The sequence below is a fragment of the Pseudomonas sp. NPDC087804 genome, from assembly GCF_044742965.1.
In the GTDB taxonomy this organism is placed as follows: Bacteria; Pseudomonadota; Gammaproteobacteria; order Pseudomonadales; family Pseudomonadaceae; genus Aquipseudomonas; species Aquipseudomonas rustica.
The window spans coordinates 237,865-257,038 of record NZ_JBIUVN010000001.1; the positions used below are offsets into that span (position 1 = coordinate 237,865).

Sequence of the window (19,174 nt, forward strand, 5' to 3'; positions counted from 1 at the left end):
ATCCCATGACTCAGATTCTCGGTCACAACTACATCGGCGGTCAGCGCAGTGCCGCTGGCGACGTAAAATTGCAATCGGTCGACGCCACCACGGGCGAACAGCTGCCCCACGATTTCATTCAGGCCACGCTGGAAGAAGTCGGCGCTGCGGCCAAGGCTGCCGCTGCCGCCTACCCGGCGTATCGCAGCCTTAGCGCTGAGCGCCGCGCGCAGTTTCTCGATGCGATCGCTGATGAGCTGGATGCCCTCGGTGATGATTTCGTCGCCGTGGTCTGCCGCGAAACCGCATTGCCTGCCGGGCGTATTCAGGGTGAGCGCGGACGCACCAGCGGACAGATGCGTCTGTTCGCCAAAGTGCTGCGCCGTGGTGATTTCTATGGCGCACGGATCGATTTGCCGCTGCCGGATCGGCAGCCATTGCCGCGCCCGGATCTGCGTCAATACCGCATCGGCCTCGGCCCAGTAGCAGTGTTCGGTGCGAGCAACTTTCCGCTGGCATTTTCCACTGCCGGCGGCGACACGGCATCGGCGCTGGCCGCCGGTTGCCCGGTGGTGTTCAAGGCCCACAGCGGCCACATGGCGACAGCAGAGCTGGTTGCTGATGCGCTGATTCGCGCCGCAGAAAAAACTGCGATGCCGGCCGGCGTGTTCAACATGATCTACGGCGGTGGCGTCGGTGAATGGCTGGTCAAGCATCCGGCGATTCAAGCAGTTGGTTTCACTGGCTCGCTGAAGGGCGGTCGTGCGCTGTGCGACATGGCGGCGGCGCGCCCGCAACCGATCCCGGTGTTCGCCGAGATGTCGAGCATCAATCCGGTGATCGTTTTGCCGCAGGCATTGGCCGAGCGATCCGAAACCATCGCCCGCGATTTGACCGCTTCGGTGGTGCAAGGCTGCGGCCAGTTCTGCACCAATCCTGGCTTGGTGATCGGCATTCGTTCGCCAGAGTTCAGTGCGTTTGTGCAGCAGGTTTCTGGTTTGATCGGTGATCAACCGGCGCAAACCATGCTCAACGCGGGCACCCTCGGCAGCTACGGCAAAGGCTTGCAGAAGCTGCTGGCGCATCCCGGCATCGAACATCTGGCCGGCAATCCGCAGCAGGGCAATCAGGCGCAGCCGCAGCTGTTCAAGGCTGACGTCAGCCTGTTGATCGAGGGCGATGAAGTCCTGCAGGAAGAAGTGTTCGGCCCGACCACGGTGATTGTTGAAGTGGCGGACAAGGCGCAACTCAGCGCGGCGTTGCAGGGTCTGCACGGTCAACTGACGGCGACGATTATTGGTGAATTGGCGGATTTCGAGCGCTTCGCTGAACTGACGCCGCTGCTGGAGCAGAAGGTCGGGCGGATCTTGCTTAACGGCTATCCAACTGGCGTTGAGGTGTGCGATTCGATGGTGCACGGCGGGCCGTATCCGGCCACCTCCGATGCACGCGGCACTTCGGTCGGCACGCTGGCGATCGACCGCTTCCTGCGCCCGGTGTGCTTCCAGAACTACCCGGACAGCTTGCTGCCGGAGCCACTGAAAAATGCCAACCCGCTGCGCATCCAGCGCCTGGTTGACGGCAAACCAAGCCGCGAAGCCCTCTGACACACCACCCCTGTAGGAGCTGCCGAAGGCTGCGATCTTTTGATCTTGATTTCAAAAAACAACATCAAAAGATCGCAGCCTTCGGCAGCTCCTACAGGGGGAGTGTGCTTCTTGAGCTATCATTGCCGGTTTCCCCCTGAAAGACTTGATTGCCATGACTGCCCAAACCCTTCTCAACGCCCTCGAACACTGCGGTATGGTCGAAATCGACGGCCTGCATGCCTTCGAATTCGCCCTCGACGAAGACGACAATCTGCACATCGAATGCATCGATGGCCGAGCGGCCAAGCATTGGGAATTCACCCCGGCTCAAGTTGCAGCGGCCACGTTCGATGACTCGCTGCAGAGCTGGCTGATCGTCGGCTATTTCAATGAAACCAAAGCGATCGGCGAACACCGCCTGGTGTGCCATGGCGATGTCGTCAGCAGCAGCGATGATGAGGATGACACTGATGAAAATGCGTAAATTCTGGCCGCTGCTGATGGCCGGCAGCGTGGGTGCCATGGGCCTGTCCACGGCATCGGCAGAAAGCTTTCAATTGTTGGTCGGTTCCTACACCGCCGGCACCAGCCAGGGCATCTATCGAATGAATTTCGACAGCGCCACTGGCCAGATCGACGCCAAGCCGCTGCAAGTGGTGAAGAGCGAAAACCCGTCGTGGCTGACCCTGTCCAAAGACCAGCATCGCCTGTTCGTGGTCAATGAAAACGGCCCGGGCCAGAAAGACCCGGTTGGCCGCGTCAGCAGCTATTCGATCGATCCAAAAACCCACGCCCTGACCCTGATCAATCAAGTACAGAGCCTGGGCAACGAGCCGACCCATTCGAGCCTCAGCGGCGACGCCAGCCACCTGTTCGTCAGCAACTATTCGGTGGTGGAAGATCCGGGCGGAACCTTGGCGGTGTTGCCCGTCGGTACTGACGGCAAGCTGAAACCGGTAGTGCAAATGAGCGCGCACCCGGCGAGCCGGGTCAACCCGGAGCGTCAGGCGTCGAACCACGTGCACTCGACGATTTCCTCGCCGGACGGTCGTTACGTGTTCTCCAATGACTTGGGCGCTGACAAGGTCTTCATCTACCAATTCGACCCGAAAGCCAACCCTGATCTGCCGCTGACCCCAGCGAAAACCGCGTTCGTCGCCATGCCAGCCGGCAGCGGCCCACGTCATTTGCTGTTCAGCGCTGACGGCAAACATGCCTGGCTGACCATGGAAATGAGTGCGCAGGTCGCGGTGTTCGATTACAACGACGGCGTGCTGACGCAAACCCAACTGGTCGATCTGGCCGCCGGTCAACCGACCTCTGACAAGGCCGGCGCCGCGCTGCACACCTCGGCGGACGGCAAGTTCCTCTACGTCAGCAACCGTGGCACCGCGAATCAGATGGTGGTGTTCAGCATCGATCCGGCGACCGCTCAGCTCAAAGAGCTGCAAAAGCGTTCGGTTGAAGGTGATCATCCGCGCGAATTCAACCTCGATCCGAGCGGCAAGTTCCTGCTGATCGCCAACCAGAAAAGCAACCAGATTGTTGTCGTTGAACGCGACAGCAAGACCGGTCTGCTCGGCAAAACCGTGCAGAAACTGCCAATGGACGCCCCGAGCGACCTGAAGTTTATGGTGCGACAATAAGCCACAGGCCCCGGTTTACGGGGCCTGTCTCTTTGTATCAATCGCGCTGATATTCGGTAATGCTACAAAGCATTTCAAGCGAGTAACCGTCGAGCGTTAAGTTTGCTTCACAGCCCAACCGGGCAAGCAAGCCAACCGAACACGAGGGTTACCGCCATGAACTTCAATCTCTTCTCCGTTATCGCCGCTTCCGCCATCTCCGCCACCGTTGTGCTGCCAGCCAGCGCCAACGTTGAAATCAACAGCAAAAAATCCCACACCCAGAGCTACACCCAAAAATACCTGCAACAGAGCGCCAACTTCTACGCTGCTCTGGATCACAAAGCCCAACACTGAAAGTCCCATTCTGCCTCCGCACCATTCGGGGGATTCACACGATCTCCTGTAGGAGCTGCCGAAGGCTGCGATCTTTTGATCTTAAACGTCAAAAGATCGCAGCCTTCGGCAGCTCCTACACGTGTGCGTTGTTGATCTTGATCGTTCCCACGCTCTGCGTGGGAATGCCTCTAGGGACGCTCTGCGTCCAGTGACGCGGTGCGTCCAGTGACGCGGAGCGTCACGGGCTGCATTCCCACGCAGAGCGAGGGAACGATCCGTAAAGACCGTCGCCCCCGTGTGCGTGAAGCACGGTCATAGGTTTTCTCAAACGCGCAAATAGACCGGCTAAATAATCAACGCAACTGATGTTCACTATGGAAAACCCTGAGTGGTTGCCCGTGCTGTTTTGATCGATTCTGTGGCCATCGAAACATGCCCACGGGAGAACACCATGGCCAGCGCAATCATCACTTCAGCCAAACGCGGCGCCTACCTGGCCATCGGTCTTTACCTGGCCGTTGTACTGGTCGTCAGCATCGCCTCGCAGATGGAACACAGCTTCGACGCACCGATAGACGTCGCCCATCCCGGCATTCAGTTTGAAGTCCGCTCGCAGAGCGTGATGGTCGACCGGGCTGAACTCGCAGGAGTCGGCGGCGCATGAAAGGCTACAGACTTTGGGTCATCGCCAGTCTGGCGGTCATGACTAACGGCGCTTCGCTACTGGGTGTCGGCCAAGGCTCGGTGGGCGGGCTGGCGCGGGCCATAGAGGCCAATCACAGCATTGCGCACAACATTGAACGGGCGAATACCCTGGGGCTGATGGCGGGGAATCCGCCGGTGAAGGTTTCGGCGGATTTCCTTGGGCCTTTCGAAGTGGATTGCATGGCGCTTGGGATGTGCAATGCGCTTGCCTAGACACCGCAATCCATTGTGGTGATGGAATTTATTGTGGCGAGGGGATTTATCCCCGATGGGCTGCGAAGCAGCCCCAAATCCTGCAACTCAAATTTGCCTGACACACCGCATAGAATGGTTTCACGACTGCTTCGCAGCCGAACGGGGATAAATCCCCTCGCCACAATAATCCCCTCACCACAGGGTTGATCGTTCCCACGCTCCGCGTGGGAATGATCAATCAGGCAGGAAGTTGAGGGTTACTTCTTCATGATCGAGGTGAAGAGGTTGGACTCGAGGAAGTTGTGCAACCAAGCCTGCAGACGCGGGTAAGGCGTCTGCGCAAACCACTCGCGATCGACATGCGCGAACTGCCGAACAAACGGCAGCAGGGCGATATCCGCCAGGCTCGGATGATCAGCCAGCAAATAATCGCGATCCTGCAACAACCCCTCCAACCGCTGCAAAAACACCGCGCCCTGAGCCCGATAAACCTCCATCGGCTGCTCCGGATAACGCTCGGCATACTTGTAGCGATTCAAATCAACCTTGAACCCCTGATCATTCGCCTCGATCAACTCGGCAATCCGCGAATCGCCGTCAAGTAACCAACCCTGCGGATCATTCTGCGCCAGCGCCCAGCGCATGATTTCCAGGCTCTCATCAATCACCCGACCATCCGCATCCAGCACCGGCACCGTGCCCTTCGGCGAGATCGCCAGCATCTCCGCCGGTTTGGCTTTAAGGCTGACCTCGACAATCTCTACCGGCACGCCCGAATAACGCAGGGCCATCCGCGCGCGCATCGCGTACGGGCAGCGGCGGAAGGAATACAGCGTGTTCATTTCACCTCCAGGGTGCTCAAACCATTGCCCTGACGCTGCACCTGAATCTGCACCGGAATCCGTTCGTGCATTTCCTGTACATGGGAAATCACCGCGACCTTACGGCCCTGCGCCTGCAAACCATCCAGCGCATCCATCGCCAGTTGCAGCGACTCCGGATCGAGGCTGCCAAAACCTTCGTCGATAAACAGCGATTCGATTTTCAGCGTACTCGACGCCATCGAGGCCAGCCCCAGCGCCAACGCCAGCGATACCAGGAACGTCTCGCCGCCAGACAACGAATGCACCGAGCGCAGTTCATCGCCCATTTCGGTGTCCATCACCAGCAAGCCAAGCATGCTGCCGCCGCGTTTCAGGCGATAGCGTTTGACCAGTTGGCGCAGTTGCACGTTGGCGTGATGCACCAGCAAATCGAGGTTGTAGGCTTGGGCGATCTTGCGGAACGTATCGCCGGTGGCCGAGCCGATCAGCGCACTGAGCCGCGCCCAACGCTGATACTCGGCGTAGGCATCAGCAATCTGCTGCGCCAAGGCCTGATTGGCATTCTGCCGGCGCTGATCCTCGACCTGTTCTGCACGCAGTTCAGCGCATTGCTGCTCGCTGACGTTGAACTGGTTTTGCAAATTCGTCAGGGCCGTGGCGAGTTGCTCGGCATCAAGATTGCCGTTGTGCTGGGCTTGATGCGCGGCTAAGCGCTCGTCACGTTCCTGCAACAGCACTTTCGCTTGCTCGATGGCTTTTTCGTTTTGCTGCAAGCGTTGGCGCAGTTCAGCGAGTTGCGCGTCGTCAACCCGCAACAGATCTTCAAGGCCACCGTCATCCAGCTCAGGATGACGCGCGCGCCAGTCGGCAATCTTGCTGGCCAGATCCGTGTCTTCGCTTTCCAGAGCCTGCAAACGTTGTTGCTGCGCTTTGAGTTCGGCGGCGATCTGCACAAGCTGCGTGCGCACACTTTGCAGTTCTTGCGCGGTACTCGTTTCGGCGGCGCGCGCTTGCTCCACAGCCTGTTCCAGTTGCTGCTGCCACTGTTCGGCGCTGCTGTGCTCGCCGAGCAATTGCGCCAGTTTCTGCTGGCACAGTTGCTGTTGCTCGGCCAGCGCATTGAACTGCTGTTCAGCGGTTTGTGCCTGCTGTGCGCGGGTTTGCTGACGATCCTGTTCTTTCTCCAGCGTCTGCTGACGTTGCTGCTGCTCGCTCAATTCTTCCTTTTGCTGATCGAGTTGCGTCAGACGCTCGGCGATCTGCCGGTCGAGTTGTACAAACGTCGCCGCCGGCTCCAGGCGCAGGGCTTCAAGGGTCTCGGCCGGCAGCAGAGGGCCGAACGCCGTCAGTTCTTCATCGAGGCGTTGACGGTCGTTGCTCAGTTCGCGCTGTTGATTGCTCAGGTGCTGCGCGGCTTGCTGATGCGCGGTTTCGGCCTGACGCAATTGTTGAGTCAACCGCGCCGCATCCTGTTGCAGGGTGAGCAGGGCGCTCTGGCGCTGTTCGTCCTGAGTGATGCTCTGGTTCAACTGCTCGTTCTGGCGGATGAGCCAGGCGTCGCGTTTGTCGGCGTCCTGATTGAGCAACTGAGCAGACAGCGGGTGCGCATCGAGGCTCGGCGCGAGGGCCTGTTGCTGATTCGCCAGTTGCTCCTGTTGTTGCAGCAGTTCTTTCTGCTGAGCAATGACAGCGCCGACGTCGGCGCGCAGTTCACTGAGCTTTTCCTTGAGCTGATCGACGACTAGCTGAGCGTTAGCCTGTTCGCTTTCATCGTGGCGACCGAGGCTTTGCAGCAGCGCTTCCGGCTGGTGATACGGATGCTCATTGCTGCCACACACCGGGCACGGCTGATCGTCCTGCAACTGCGCGCGCAACTCTTCGACACTGGCACTGCGCGCCAGACGCTGGCGTTCAAGCAGTTCGCGGGTGACGTTGAGGGTTTGTTCGGCGACGGTCAGCTCAGCTTTGGTTTTGACGCCGTCCTGAGTCAGGCGCTCACGTTCCTGCTGCGCATTGAGCTGGCGTTGTTGCAACTCGGCGCCGCGCTTGTCCAGATCCTGTTGGCTGGCCCACAAGCGCGACAGGTCTTCGAAAGCGCGCAGTTGTTTGCGGTTGTCCTGCAACAGCGTACCGAGAATGCCGATTTGCTCGGCGACGGCATCCGGTTCGGCGCCGGCCTCTTTGAACAGCACTTCGAGTTGTTGCTTCTGGCTGGCAAATTCTTCAGCGCTACGTGTGGCGTATTGTTCGAGGTTAGCCAGTTCGGCCTGACCTTTGTTCAGGCGATTACCAATCAACATAAGCTGTTGCAGGCGATCGCGATAGGCATTCCACGCATCGCTCAGTGGCGCCAGATGAGCGCTTTGTTCCAGCTCAGCGGCGATGCGTTGCAAGCGTTCGGCGACCTGGCCCTGCTTTTCCTGCAAGGCTTGAATAGCGCTCTGGCCGTCGGTGCAGGCCTGTTGCGCAGTGGCTTTGGCCTCAGCACTCGCGGCCAGATCTTTGGCCAGACGGGCGAGGGTGCTTTGCTCTTCGAAGGCCTGACGCAACAGCGGCGCATTTTCAGATTGGCGTTGCTGCGCTTCGGTCAGTGCGACTTTGGCTGTCTCAAGATTCTGCTCGAGTTGCGTCTGACGTTCAGTCAGTTCGGCGTGCTGGCGGGTGTGCTCGGCAATCTGCGCGGCCAACGGCGTCAACAACGCATCGAGTTCGGTTTTGCGGGCGAACTGGTGCCTTTGCGGGCCGAGTTGTTCCAGACGCGTCATTTTGATGCGTTCGCCGGCCAGCGCTTCCGATTGTTGCTGGGCGCTGTGCAATTGCTCGCTGGCGGCTTGCTGCGCGTCCTGCAACAGCCGCAAATCCTTGAGCCAACTGTGTTGCTGCTCCAGTTGCTTCAATTGTGCCTGCTGCAACTTGAGTTGCTGCTGTGCAGCGTTGAAATGCTCATCCAGTTCGGCGCGCGCTTCGGGTGCCAGCGGGGTAACGCCAGTGGCCTGATCCTGCAACAGCTTGTGCGCTTCGCGGGCCTCTTTGGTCTTGTCGAATGCACGACGGCCGAGGCGGGTGTACAGCGCGGTGTCGGTGAGTTTTTCCAGCAGTTCGCTGCGGTCGTTGTCGTCCGCTTTGAGGAACGCGCTGAACTCGCTCTGCGCCAGCAGCACGGCGCGGGTGAACTGTTCGAAGTTCAGGCCCAGTGCGGCTTCCAGTTGGGTTTTGTATTCGCCTTTCTGGCTGGCGAGCAGTTGATCCTGATCGATGTCGCGCAGGCTCTGACGACTGGCCTGCAACTTGCCGCCAGCCTTCTCGCGGGCGCGGTTGGCTTCCCAGCGCGCCCGATAACGACGGCCATCAACACCGACGAAATCCACCTCGGCATAGCCTTCGCCGGTGCCGCGACGCAGCAAAGTGCGCGGGTCACCGGTGGCGATCTCGCCATCAGCATCGGGCACTTTGGCGTCGCGGCCGGTGTTGTTCAGGCGCGGAACAGCGCCGAACAGCGCCAGGCACAAGGCGTCGAGCAGGGTACTTTTACCGGCGCCGGTCGGCCCGGTGATCGCGAACAAACCGGCACTGGCCAGCGGTTCAGCGGTGAAATCGATCTCGAACGGCCCAGCCAGCGAAGCGAGGTTTTTCAAACGGATGGCGAGAATTTTCATGGCTGCTCGCCCTCCAGTTGCACGTCTTGCAGCAGTTCGGCGAAGTCCTTCAGCGTCTGTTCATCGACCTCGCTGCCGTAGTTGTCGAGCCAGGCGCGGCTGAACAATTCCTGCGGGGTGAGTTGATCGAGTTCGATCAGCGCGGTGCCATCCTCCTCACCGTCAGCGCCACGCTTGCCGGCGTATTCAGCAGCGATGCGCACCAGGCGCACGGCTTTGCCTTGCAGAGCGTTTTCCACTTGATGGCGCAGATCCGGCTGCGGCTCGTCGAGGGTCACACGCACTTCCAGCCACGGCTGGCGCTGGGTTTCAGCGAGCAGGTCGATGTTCGGCAGGTCGGCCAGTTGTAGCAGAATCTCGGCCAGCGGTGCCGGGCCGATGCGTTGCAGATTGACCGAACGCGGAATCAATATCGGTTCGACGCTGACCAGGGTTTCGCCATCAAGCGTGACGTCGAGAATCTGATGCTGATAACCGATTTCCGAGAACGACAACGGAATTGGCGAGCCGCTGTAGCGAATGCGCTCCTCGCCGTTGACCTTCTGCGGCTTGTGCAAATGGCCGAGGGCGACGTAGCTGATGCTCGGCCCGAACAGACTAGCCGGCAGGGCTTCGGCGTTACCGATGATCAGGCTGCGCTCGGAGTCTTCCGAGACCGAGCCACCGGCCATGTGCGCGTGGCTGATGGCGATCAGCGCCTGACCCGGTTTGCGTTTGGCGTTGGCGGCTTCGATCAGCCGTTCATGCACCTGACCGATGCCACGCAAATAGTTATCGCCCAGATGCGCACCGGTGACTTCCGCCGGACGCAGGAACGGCAGCGCCAGGCACCACGCGGCGATTTCGCCTTTGGCGTTCGGCAATGGCAGCAGCAGACGTTCGGAATCGAGCTGGCCGTCATCCAGCCACAGCACGCGACCCAGCGCATGGGTGCGCAAGCGGCGCATCAACGGCGCAGGCAGTTCGATGCGCGAGCCGGAATCGTGGTTGCCGGCGATCATCACGATGGTCAGCAAGGGCTGCTGCTCGTGGGCGTTGACGATGAAATCGTAGAGGCATTCCTGGGCTTTGACCGGCGGATTGACCGTGTCGAAGATATCCCCGGCGATCAGCAGCACATCCGGCTGCGCCAGTTTCAGCTGACGCAGCAGCCATTCGAGAAAACAGGCGTGCTCGAAATCGCGCTCCTGACCATGCAGGTTTTGCCCAAGGTGCCAGTCGGAGGTGTGAAACAGACGCAAGGCGGACTCCGCAACAAAAAGAGATGATGGCCGCGCGGGAATGAAGAGGCGGCGAAAGAGGGGGAGAGTTTACAGTTTATTGCGCCGCACGGTCTGCGCACGGGATGTCGTGGTGATGAGATAAAACCCTACACCACACACTACCTGTAATTTCTGACAGTAGTTGAGCTTCATTTCTCGTGGTATATCCGACGGATGAACAGTCTCTCTGTATGCCACGCAACCCCTGCACTGAAGGCCGTCGATCCGCGTGGTCTATGTCTTCGCGAAGTTGCCTATTGCCGTTCAGAGCCCGGCCAGTTGGCAGCTGAACGAGTGACGCGATTCAACTACGATTTGTCAGGTCGTCAGGTCGCCAGTTGGGATCCCCGACATTCGATGAGTGCTGGAAAGGAAAAGACCTCCACGACGGGACACAGTCTATCGGGCAATACCTTATTGAATGAAAGTGCCGACGCTGGTTGGCGGGTGTCATTACTCAATGAGGCAAAGGTAGAGCACAAGCGTTGGGATGGACGCGGCTGCGAGCGAACAAATCATTACGATCAACTGCAGCGCACAGTCGCTGTGCAAGAGGGCATGACAGGGGGAGTGTTGAAGTATGTCGAGCGTTTTACCTATGCAGCGGCCAGTGCCTCGATGGGCGCTAATCATGCAGGTCGCTTGATACGTCAGGATGATCTGGCAGGAGCGTTACACGAATTTCAATATTCAATGGATGGCTCACTGATGGGCGAGACAAGGCAGTTCCTCTGCGGTCTTGATGCCCCCGATTGGCCTTTGGATTTTGAACTGCGCAATAAACTGCTGCTGAAAGAATGTTTTGTTACAACCAGCTCGTTCAATGCGCTGGGGGAAATGCGGCTGCGTATGGATGCTTCAGGTAATAGCCGCAGCTTTGATCACTCATTGTCCGGGCAAATAAAAGCAGCCTATTTATTGATGGCCGGCACCGGTCAACCAGCGTATCGACTGGTCAGTGACATTCGCTGCAACGCCTCCGGGCAGGTTGAGAGTGAGCAACTGGGCAACGGCGTGACAATAGTGGCCGAACATGAGGGGAGCAGCGGGCGTCTTCGAAGGCTCGCTGTTATGCATCCTGGCTCAACACTCTTGCAGGATCAGATTTACACCTATGATGCGGTGGGCAATGTCCTTAGCGTCGAGGATAAAATCCTTCCGGTTCGTTATCATAAAAATCAACGCATAAACTCTGTCAGCCGATACCGGTATGACAGCCTCTATCAGCTCATTGAGGGTTCGGGCAGAGAAATCGCACCGCCTGTCTACGGGCCTTGTTTGCCTTGTCGTCAACGTACGCCCATCAATCCTGAGCGTTTGCGCAACTATATCCAGACTTTCGACTACGACGCCGCCGGCAATCTCTTGGCTCGTCATCATGATGGTGCGCCGACAATCAGAATGGCGGTGTCCGAATTCAGCAATCGAAGCTTGGGGCAACACGAAGATGGGGGTCTTCCAGACGAGCAGAGCATCGCGAATGGCTTTGATGCCAACGGCAATCAACGAGTGCTGTGGCGAGGACAGTACATGAGCTGGAGTCACCGCAACCAACTAAGTCGCGTGACGATGGTCTCGCGCAAATCAGGTACGGACGATGATGAGCGTTATGTTTATGACGGTTTTGGTCGTCGCGTCCGAAAGGAGCGCTCCAGCAAAGCACATACGCGAACGATCTTCAGACAGGCGTTGTACCTGCCAGGGCTGGAAATTCATCAGGGCTACGCGGGTAAGTTGCGTATCGTCGATATTGATTTGGGGTTGTTTCGTGTTCGAGTAAGGAGCTGTTTAGCAGGGTCAGCCTCGCGTGATTGCGATGTTTCGCTGCTTTATGGTCTGAAGGACAATCTCGGCTCAGGTGTTCTTGAACTTGACGAGCAGGCTGGTTTGGTCACTCAAGAACGTTACTACCCGTTCGGTGGAACAGCGTGGCATGCAAGTCGATCAGACACGGACGCGTACCACAAAACGATCCGTTACTCAGATAAAGAGCGGGATGCAACGGGGCTCTATTACTACGGCTTCAGGTATTACGCACCTTGGTTATGTCGATGGATAAACCCTGATCCGGCGGGCACTGTTTACGGACAGAACCTTTACCAAATGACCGGAAACCGTCCTGTCTCAATGGTCGACAGGCAAGGCCTCATGCCTGTCTCGCCCGGAACTGAAAGTCTGTCTTTCTGGCAGCCTGATCTGAAGCAGCGGCTTGAACGAAACGAGCGCAGTCGAAGTACTCAGCTTTTTATCAGAGAAAACTTCATTACCGACGCGATTGAAAAGGGCTCCCATGAAGTCAGCTCAACCTACCTGAATGAGGTCGGTGGCAATCAATACGAGAGCTGGTTTATTAACGAGTTTCGCGAAGACACCTGGATTTTCAAGCAGAACTACAAGACCACTCCACCGGCCGGGGACACATCGAAGCTCGTTACTCATCCACGGTTTTACGCCAGTGATGTTGCTCGTTACCAATACGAGTTGATTTCCACAGAACGTGGGTTTTATGGACGTCTTCCCTCCGTCATAAAAAGGGAAAACGTCATGAACTACTCCGCTCTCAGTCGCACCAGTGACCCTGTTAATAACGCAACAACTCTGATGAATGACTTTTTAACGCAAACGCCTAACGGTAAAAGCACCCAGCGCATCATGGAAGACTTCGGTCTTGAAGCCATCAGTGTTGAAAGAGTGAAAGGAGAGGGGGGCCAGATTGATTTCCTCATCAATGTGCGGCCCAGCCAACAGAGTTCGGTATCACCGCATGAGAATGAAGTAGTGCATGACTCACTTGTTAAACGGCGTTACGAGGCGGAGAGCACTTCACACTTCTTTGGCGTTGAGCCTATAAAAGGCTCCTTTCGCAGAGGATCAATCGAAATGGCCCGGATGGAGCGCAGGGGCAGTGATTGGCGCCTGTGAGTAATGATGCACCGCGCAATACCCGCACGAACTCCTGCGGTGTGTCAGGCATATTTGAGTTGCGGAATTTGGGGCCGCTTCGCAGCCCATCGGGGCGGTGCGACGTTTCGCTAAATCCCCTCACCACAAAAATCAAAAGCCTGCGAATGCATTCCCAAATGTAGGAGCTGCCGCAGGCTGCGATCTTTTGATCTTTTACTTCGGGTAGAGCGGTGGCAAGCCGCTGTCGCCCACCGGGTCGTGCACGCGCTCGGCGGTGGGAATCGTGCGGATTGCCCGCCACAAATCCTCGCCCTGCCAATGCTGCCCGGTTTCGCTATACAGCGCGCCATTGAGCCCATCCAGCGCATCCGACAACGGCACAAACCGCGCCGCCATGTCCGCCAGTGTTTCCGGCTGTTGACGCGCCCAGGCATCCAGCGCCTGCCGCGTTGCCTGCGGGTCATTGGCCTGGCTCGCGCGTTTGATGTCGTCGAGCAAGGTGCGTGGGCTCGGGCCGGTTTGCGCGGCGCGCAGGATCGCCGGCTGCCAGCGCGCTCGCCACCACAGACCAAAGCCGAGCAGGGTGGTGCAGGCCAGTATCAGCGTGCTGAGTTTCCACCACCACAGCGTGTCGTTATCGACAATCCCCGGTTGCAGATTGCCCGTCGGCGTGTCGACTTGCAGGCTCGGGTTATTGGCGACTTGCAGGGTGCGCGCGGGCAGGCTGCTGTGTTCCAGATGATCTTCGAAGGTGTTCCACCACACCACGTCCACCGTCGGCAGATCAATCGAGCCGCTGCGGCTCGGCACCAGCGCTTCGCGTTCTTCACGGCTGCCGATCATGCCGCGGTCGTTGCTTTGATTGCTCAGCACCGGTTGATCGGGGTAGCGGCGCAGGCCGTTGACGTCGGTGGCGGGCAGGGCGGGCAATTGCGAGGCGGCCAGACCTTCGACTTTCAGGGTCAGGCTGCGGGTCAGCGAATCGCCGATCTGCGTGTGCTCCGGCTCCGGGTTCCAGCTCTCGCTCAAGCTCAGGCTGCGTGCCGGCAGCCATGGCGCATCGGCAGGATAAGTCAGCGGTTTGGGTTTGACCGTCAGCGGGATTTCCGAAGAGGTGACGCGCATCAGTTTGCCCGGCTTCGGCCCCTGTGGGCTGGTGTCCTGGGCCGGTTGCGTGTCGACCAGCGTGGCGCTGAAAGTCTGCGGAGTGATCGTCAGCAAGCCGCTGTGCTGCGGATAGATCGCGTAGCGCATTTCGATGACGCCGTGGCGCACACCGTTGATGTCTTTCTCGTAGGTGCGCGTGTCGCCGAGCTGCTCAACCCGCGCATCGACGATTTGCAGCGGCGACAGGCTGCTGTCGTCGTACAGCGAAACCGAGTGATAGACGCGCACAGTCAGGATCGCCTGCGCCTGCACATACACGCTGGACTGATCGAGACTCGCTTCGATAAACACCGGATCAAGGCTGTTCTTGTCTTCGCGGGTGTCGCTTTCGACCACTTGCACGGTGATCGGCTGGCTCTGCACCTCGCCCATTTGCAGCGAGGGAATCACCACGCTGCCGTTCTCTTTCGGCAGCAACGTAATGATCCAGCGCGTGGTCGCGCGGTTGTCGCCGTTGAGGGTGTTGAGCTGGTTGACCTGCCGCGTGCCGCGCACTTCGAACAGCGGCTCCAGCGGGGTCAGGTCGGGTTTGCCGAACTGGGTGACGTCGCTGATTTCGAGGGTGAGCTCGACCGTCTCGCCGGAATTCAGGCGACTGCGATCCACACTGGCGATCAGCTCGGCCGCGTTGGCGGTCGTGCAGAGCAGCAGGGGCAGCAAGAGAGCGGTGAAGCGGGTCATCGAGTGTTTTCCTGATCCTGATGTTGTTGCTGTTCGTACCAGAACTTGCGTCGCAGCAGTTCGCCCGGATCGTCCGGGATTTTGCCCAGCCATTGTTCCAGTGCCTGACGTTGCTCGCCTTCAAGGTTGTCCTCGGTCGGGCGCAGCGTCGGCACGGTGTTGGTTTCCTCTTCCTCATCGTTGCTGCCCGGCACCTCATTCGGGCCTGGCTGCGGCGGTGTGGTCGGCGGCGGTTCACTGGCAGACTCGCCGGATTGCGCCTCTCTCTGGGTTTCGCTTTTCACCGCTGGTGGCGGCGCGGTGGGTGGCGGAGGTTCACCGCCCGGCAGATTCTGTTCGGGCTGCTGGCTTTCCGGTTCGACCGGTGGCGGGGTGTTTTTCTGCTTCAGCAGATTTTCCACCAGCGCCTTGTTGGTCTGTGCCGGACGCAGATCCGGTTGCAGCTCGAGCGCCTGTTCATAGGCGTCGATCGCTGCGTCCAGCTCACCGCTTTTCGCCAAAGCGTTGCCACGATTGTAGTGGGCGCGAGCATCGCTGCCTTCGGCAAAACGCTGGGCGGCGCCACTGTAGTCGCCGGCCTCGTACAACGCCACCCCTTGCCACTGGTGATCGTCAAAATGTTCTGCGGCTTCGGCGGGGCGTTTCTGTTTGAGCAAGTGCAGGCCTTGCTGATCGGGGCGCAGCCACAAGTCTTCGAAGTCAAAAGCGTAGCTCGGCTGCGGCAGGCAGAACAGCAGCGGCAGGCAAAACAGCCAGCCACGCAGCCCGGCACAGGCCGCGAGCAGCAGCAGTGGCAGCAGTAACCAATAACCCTGGTCGGCCCACGTGTCGAGGCGCACGGTCTGGCCATCGCTGCGCAAACTGCGCGGGCCGTTGAGCAGTCCGAGTGCGCCGAGATCGGCTTCATCCAGACGCGCCGCGTGGTAGTCACCGCCGACGCTATTAATGAATGCCGCCAGGCCCGGGCTGTCGAGCTGCGGCACACGGATCGCGCCTTGCTCGTCCTTGAGGAAACTGCCGTCCTCCTGCGCAATCGGCGCACCTTCGGCGGTGCCGATACCGAGCATCAACAGCTGCGCAGATTGCCCGTTCAGCGCCCGGCGAATGCCTTGCCGTTCATCTTCGCTCAGCGACGAGCCGACCAGCAGAATCCGCCCTTGGCCGAGTGCACCTTGTTTGAGTAAATCCAGCGCTTTAGCGACGGCGAGATCGGCGCGATGACCGCTTTCCGGCATCAGCGACGGCTTCAGCGCGTCGAGCAGATTGCGGCTGGTCGCCAGATCATCCGACAGCGGCACCAGCGTGTGGGCGCTGCCGGCGTAAACGACGATCGCGGTCTGCGCATCGCTGCGCGCCTGCAGCAGGTCGAACACCTTGCGCCGCGCTTGTTCCAGTCGCGTCGGTGGTGAGTCGGTGGCGAGCATTTCCGGGGTCAGTTCCAGCACGATCACCAATGGGTCGGCCGGTTTTTGGCTGGTCTGTTCGACGCGCTCCCAGCTCGGCCCGAGCAACGCGAGAATCGTCAGCAACCACGCCACGCCAAGGGCCACCCACGGCAGTTTGCTGTCGCGACCGCTGCAGCCACTGAGCAGGGTGGCGTGGAACGCCGGCGGCAGGATCATCTGCCAGCGTCCGGCGCGTTTTTGCCGGTGCCAGAGTTGCCAGATCAGCCAGCCGAGCAGCGGCAACAGCAGCAACCACCACGGACGAAACCAGTGCGGCCAGAGGGCAATCATCGACGCCTCCGCAGACGCAGGCGCTTGAGACGCTCGCGCCAGTCAGGCAGCGGACTTTGCAGATTAAGCTCCTTGTTGAACAGGCGTTGCAGCGGGTTGTCCGGCCACAATTCGCGGGCGACCAACAACAGGCTTAACCACAGCGCCAACGCCAGTGGCCAGTGATACAAGGCTTGCGCAGGGCGCGCCTGGGTCGGTTGTTGGGTCACCGGTTCGAGCTGGTCGAGGGTGTCCTTGATCGCTTGCAGTTCCTGGCCATCATGCGCGCGGAAGTATTGCCCGCCGGTGACTTCGGCGATTTCCTTGAGCGCCGGCTCATCGAGATCCAGGCTTGGATTGACGCCGAGCAGGCCGGTCGAACCGCTGTCCTCAGGATTGGCGCCGATGCCGATCGGGTAAATCTTCACGCCTTCACTGGCCGCCAGTTTTGCCGCCGTCAACGGATCGATTTCGCCGCCATTGTTGGCGCCGTCGGTGACCAGAATCAGCACACGGCTTTGTGCTGGACGCATGCGCAAGCGTTTCAGGCCCAGACCGATGGCGTCGCCGATGGCGGTGTTCTTGCCGGCAATGCCGATCCGCGCTTCATCGAGCCAGACGCGCACGGTGTGGCGGTCAAAGGTCAGCGGTGCTTGCAGGTACGCCTGACTGCCGAAGAGGATCAGGCCGACCCGGTCGCCGTCACGGCTTTCCAGGAAGTCACCGAGCAGATGCTGCACCAACGACAGGCGACTGACTTCTTCGTCCTGCCACTGCATGTCGGGGAAATCCATCGAGCCGGACACGTCCACCGCCACCAGCAAATCACGGCCACTGGCGGCAATCGGCAGTGGTTCTCCGAGCCATTGCGGGCGCGCAGCGGCAGTCAGCAGTAGCAACCACAACAACATGAACGGCGCTTGCTGGCGCCATGCGGGCAAATGGGCGCGGGCACGACGGCGGGCGAGGCCTTCCAAGTCAGCGAGGAAACTGACTTTCAACGCCGGCTCGCCGCTGTCGGCCACCGGCAGCACAAGGCGCATCAGCCACGGCAGCGGCACCAGCAGAAAAATCCACGGCCAGGCGAACTCAAACATGTTTGCGAATCCACGTGTCGACGGCTTGGGTCAGGCCGGCGATGGCCTTGTCGTCGAGTTTGCATTCCGGTTTGTACGCGCCTTCGACCAGCACCATCCAGCGCGTCAGGCCAGCGGCGGGGCAACGGTTGTCGAGGAACGCCAGCCACTTTCGGCCATTAAGGGTGTGGCTCTGGCTGTAGGGATAATGGTTGCGACACAGGCGTTTGAGCAGGCCATTGACCTGTTGCAGCCACGCGCCGGCCGGGGCACCGTCGTAGGGTTTGGGCATTTGCGCCAGTTCTGCGAGGGCGGCAACGCGCACCGGATCGAGTGGCTGTTCGGCGCGCACGATCGGGCGTTTCTTCATGGGAATGAAACGGCGCAGGCGCCATACGGCGTAACCGAGCAGCGGCAATAACAGCAGGAGTAACCACCAGCCCGGCGCCGGAGGCCAAAAGGCAATCGGCGGTGGCGAGATCAGCGGTTGCAGTTGGTCGAGGCCGTTCATCGACCTTTCCCCGGACGCTGCGGATTGAGGAATTCGCGCATCTGCTCGACCATTTCACTCTGCGTGCTCAACGGCATCAGCAGCACCCGCAACTTCTGCGCGAGCAATTCCCAGCGAGCGATGCGCGCTTCGGCCTGCGCGCGATAGGTTTGGCGCAAATCAAAATTCAGCGTGTCGAGCTCAAGCTGGGCGCCACGTTCGGCGAATCGTAAAAGGCCGGCGGCGGGGAGGGCGTGATCGAGTGGATCGGATATCGGCAGCATCAGCAAATCGCAATGGCGCGCCAACAAGCTCAGTTGTTGCTCGGCGCTGTCGGACAGCGCGCGCTCATCGCAAATCACAATGGCCAGACTGCCGGGGCGCAGCACTTCCCGGGCGCGACGCAGGGCCACGCCGAAGGCATCGCGATCCGGCTCACGTTCGCTGTGCAGCGATTGATTGACCTTGACCAGACGATTAAGCAATTGCAGCAGGCTCTGCTTGCTGCGCCGAGGCTTGATTTCGTAGTGCTCGTTGTCGCCGAACACCAGCCCGCCGACCCGGTCGTTGTGGCCGAGCGCGGCCCAGCCGATCAGCGCTGCGACTTGTGCGGCCAACACCGATTTGAACATCAGCCCGGAGCCGAAAAACAGCCGCGTGCTTTGCTCGACCATAATGAAAATCGGTCGTTCGCGTTCTTCATGGAACAGCTTGGTGTGCGGCTCTTGCGTGCGAGCGGTGACGCGCCAGTCGATGGTGCGCACGTCGTCGCCGGCCTGATACACGCGCACTTGATCGAAGTCGACACCGCGACCACGGAATTTCGAGTGATGCAGGCCGATCAGCGGGCTGCGCTGGCTCGGCGTGGAAAACAGCTGCACTTCACGCACCCGGTGACGCATCTCGATCAGCTCGGCGAGGCTGACGCGGATGCCCGGTTGGGAAGGCTGGGGGGCGTTCATGGGGG

Annotated in this window: 15 protein-coding genes; 7 read left to right on the plus strand and 8 right to left on the minus strand. The window is 59.8% G+C overall.

From position 1 onward, the window contains the following. The first annotated feature begins 5 nt into the window (after nucleotides 1-5). From ACIOMO_RS01145 to ACIOMO_RS01170, 6 genes are all read left to right on the plus strand, one after another. Nucleotides 6-1,586 (plus strand): aldehyde dehydrogenase (NADP(+)), encoded by a 1,581-nt coding sequence (locus tag ACIOMO_RS01145; protein ID WP_053121160.1) that lies wholly within the window; start codon nucleotides 6-8, stop codon nucleotides 1,584-1,586. Nucleotides 1,587-1,740: 154 nt separating this feature from the next. Continuing rightward, nucleotides 1,741-2,052, plus strand: coding sequence for a DUF5629 family protein (locus ACIOMO_RS01150; protein ID WP_008088034.1), 312 nt, complete (start codon nucleotides 1,741-1,743; stop codon nucleotides 2,050-2,052). Continuing rightward, on the plus strand, nucleotides 2,039-3,214 hold the full coding sequence (locus tag ACIOMO_RS01155; RefSeq protein ID WP_401237574.1) for a lactonase family protein: 1,176 nt from the start codon (nucleotides 2,039-2,041) through the stop codon (nucleotides 3,212-3,214). Before ACIOMO_RS01150 ends, ACIOMO_RS01155 begins: the two co-directional genes overlap by 14 nt. 156 nt (nucleotides 3,215-3,370) lie before the next feature. Next, nucleotides 3,371-3,550, plus strand: a complete 180-nt coding sequence (locus ACIOMO_RS01160; RefSeq protein ID WP_007917967.1) for a hypothetical protein — start codon at nucleotides 3,371-3,373, stop codon at nucleotides 3,548-3,550. A 433-nt stretch (nucleotides 3,551-3,983) separates the two neighbouring features. Then, nucleotides 3,984-4,196, plus strand: coding sequence for a hypothetical protein (locus ACIOMO_RS01165; protein ID WP_053121154.1), 213 nt, complete (start codon nucleotides 3,984-3,986; stop codon nucleotides 4,194-4,196). Beyond that, nucleotides 4,193-4,450, plus strand: a complete 258-nt coding sequence (locus ACIOMO_RS01170) for a hypothetical protein (RefSeq protein WP_053121152.1) — start codon at nucleotides 4,193-4,195, stop codon at nucleotides 4,448-4,450. Before ACIOMO_RS01165 ends, ACIOMO_RS01170 begins: the two co-directional genes overlap by 4 nt. Before the next feature lie 239 nt (nucleotides 4,451-4,689). Here ACIOMO_RS01170 and ACIOMO_RS01175 read toward each other — a convergent pair whose 3' ends face one another. From ACIOMO_RS01175 to ACIOMO_RS01185, 3 genes are read right to left on the minus strand one after another with little or no spacing between them, the layout of a single operon-like run. Further along, a complete protein-coding gene (locus ACIOMO_RS01175) occupies nucleotides 4,690-5,274 on the minus strand; it encodes a glutathione S-transferase (RefSeq protein ID WP_401237576.1) in 585 nt (194 codons plus the stop codon). Further along, complete coding sequence (locus tag ACIOMO_RS01180) at nucleotides 5,271-8,912, minus strand: AAA family ATPase (RefSeq protein ID WP_401237578.1); 3,642 nt, start codon at nucleotides 8,910-8,912, stop codon at nucleotides 5,271-5,273. The genes ACIOMO_RS01175 and ACIOMO_RS01180 overlap by 4 nt, the downstream gene beginning before the upstream one ends. Further along, entirely contained in the window at nucleotides 8,909-10,153 is a 1,245-nt protein-coding gene (locus ACIOMO_RS01185; RefSeq protein WP_401237580.1) for an exonuclease SbcCD subunit D C-terminal domain-containing protein, read from the minus strand. Before ACIOMO_RS01185 ends, ACIOMO_RS01180 begins: the two co-directional genes overlap by 4 nt. 195 nt (nucleotides 10,154-10,348) lie before the next feature. Here ACIOMO_RS01185 and ACIOMO_RS01190 point away from each other — a divergent pair, with 195 nt between their 5' ends. Beyond that, the gene (locus ACIOMO_RS01190) at nucleotides 10,349-13,096 is read left to right on the plus strand and encodes an RHS repeat domain-containing protein (RefSeq protein WP_401237581.1); all 2,748 of its coding nucleotides are present in this window, start codon (nucleotides 10,349-10,351) and stop codon (nucleotides 13,094-13,096) included. A 195-nt stretch (nucleotides 13,097-13,291) separates the two neighbouring features. Here the strand turns inward: ACIOMO_RS01190 and ACIOMO_RS01195 are convergent, their stop codons facing one another. The 5 genes from ACIOMO_RS01195 to ACIOMO_RS01215 are packed head-to-tail and all read right to left on the minus strand — an operon-like array spanning nucleotide 13,292 to nucleotide 19,169. Then, nucleotides 13,292-14,926, minus strand: coding sequence for a BatD family protein (locus tag ACIOMO_RS01195; protein WP_212549340.1), 1,635 nt, complete (start codon nucleotides 14,924-14,926; stop codon nucleotides 13,292-13,294). Beyond that, nucleotides 14,923-16,662: a tetratricopeptide repeat protein gene (locus ACIOMO_RS01200; RefSeq protein ID WP_401237583.1), complete on the minus strand. Its 1,740-nt coding sequence runs from the start codon at nucleotides 16,660-16,662 to the stop codon at nucleotides 14,923-14,925. Before ACIOMO_RS01200 ends, ACIOMO_RS01195 begins: the two co-directional genes overlap by 4 nt. Continuing rightward, the gene (locus ACIOMO_RS01205) at nucleotides 16,659-17,738 is read right to left on the minus strand and encodes a vWA domain-containing protein (protein ID WP_401237585.1); all 1,080 of its coding nucleotides are present in this window, start codon (nucleotides 17,736-17,738) and stop codon (nucleotides 16,659-16,661) included. The genes ACIOMO_RS01200 and ACIOMO_RS01205 overlap by 4 nt, the downstream gene beginning before the upstream one ends. Beyond that, nucleotides 17,731-18,228, minus strand: a complete 498-nt coding sequence (locus ACIOMO_RS01210; protein ID WP_053121136.1) for a DUF4381 domain-containing protein — start codon at nucleotides 18,226-18,228, stop codon at nucleotides 17,731-17,733. The genes ACIOMO_RS01205 and ACIOMO_RS01210 overlap by 8 nt, the downstream gene beginning before the upstream one ends. Then, the gene (locus tag ACIOMO_RS01215) at nucleotides 18,225-19,169 is read right to left on the minus strand and encodes a DUF58 domain-containing protein (RefSeq protein ID WP_053121134.1); all 945 of its coding nucleotides are present in this window, start codon (nucleotides 19,167-19,169) and stop codon (nucleotides 18,225-18,227) included. Before ACIOMO_RS01215 ends, ACIOMO_RS01210 begins: the two co-directional genes overlap by 4 nt. Nucleotides 19,170-19,174: the final 5 nt, after the last annotated feature.

Coding starts and splice junctions, on each gene's coding strand:
- ACIOMO_RS01145 (WP_053121160.1), top strand. CDS start 6: ATGACTCAGATTCTCGGTCACAACTACATCGGCGGTCAGCGCAGTGCC.
- ACIOMO_RS01150 (WP_008088034.1), top strand. CDS start 1,741: ATGACTGCCCAAACCCTTCTCAACGCCCTCGAACACTGCGGTATGGTC.
- ACIOMO_RS01155 (WP_401237574.1), top strand. CDS start 2,039: ATGAAAATGCGTAAATTCTGGCCGCTGCTGATGGCCGGCAGCGTGGGT.
- ACIOMO_RS01160 (WP_007917967.1), top strand. CDS start 3,371: ATGAACTTCAATCTCTTCTCCGTTATCGCCGCTTCCGCCATCTCCGCC.
- ACIOMO_RS01165 (WP_053121154.1), top strand. CDS start 3,984: ATGGCCAGCGCAATCATCACTTCAGCCAAACGCGGCGCCTACCTGGCC.
- ACIOMO_RS01170 (WP_053121152.1), top strand. CDS start 4,193: ATGAAAGGCTACAGACTTTGGGTCATCGCCAGTCTGGCGGTCATGACT.
- ACIOMO_RS01175 (WP_401237576.1), bottom strand. CDS start 5,274: ATGAACACGCTGTATTCCTTCCGCCGCTGCCCGTACGCGATGCGCGCG.
- ACIOMO_RS01180 (WP_401237578.1), bottom strand. CDS start 8,912: ATGAAAATTCTCGCCATCCGTTTGAAAAACCTCGCTTCGCTGGCTGGG.
- ACIOMO_RS01190 (WP_401237581.1), top strand. CDS start 10,349: ATGAACAGTCTCTCTGTATGCCACGCAACCCCTGCACTGAAGGCCGTC.
- ACIOMO_RS01195 (WP_212549340.1), bottom strand. CDS start 14,926: ATGACCCGCTTCACCGCTCTCTTGCTGCCCCTGCTGCTCTGCACGACC.
- ACIOMO_RS01200 (WP_401237583.1), bottom strand. CDS start 16,662: ATGATTGCCCTCTGGCCGCACTGGTTTCGTCCGTGGTGGTTGCTGCTG.
- ACIOMO_RS01205 (WP_401237585.1), bottom strand. CDS start 17,738: ATGTTTGAGTTCGCCTGGCCGTGGATTTTTCTGCTGGTGCCGCTGCCG.
- ACIOMO_RS01210 (WP_053121136.1), bottom strand. CDS start 18,228: ATGAACGGCCTCGACCAACTGCAACCGCTGATCTCGCCACCGCCGATT.
- ACIOMO_RS01215 (WP_053121134.1), bottom strand. CDS start 19,169: ATGAACGCCCCCCAGCCTTCCCAACCGGGCATCCGCGTCAGCCTCGCC.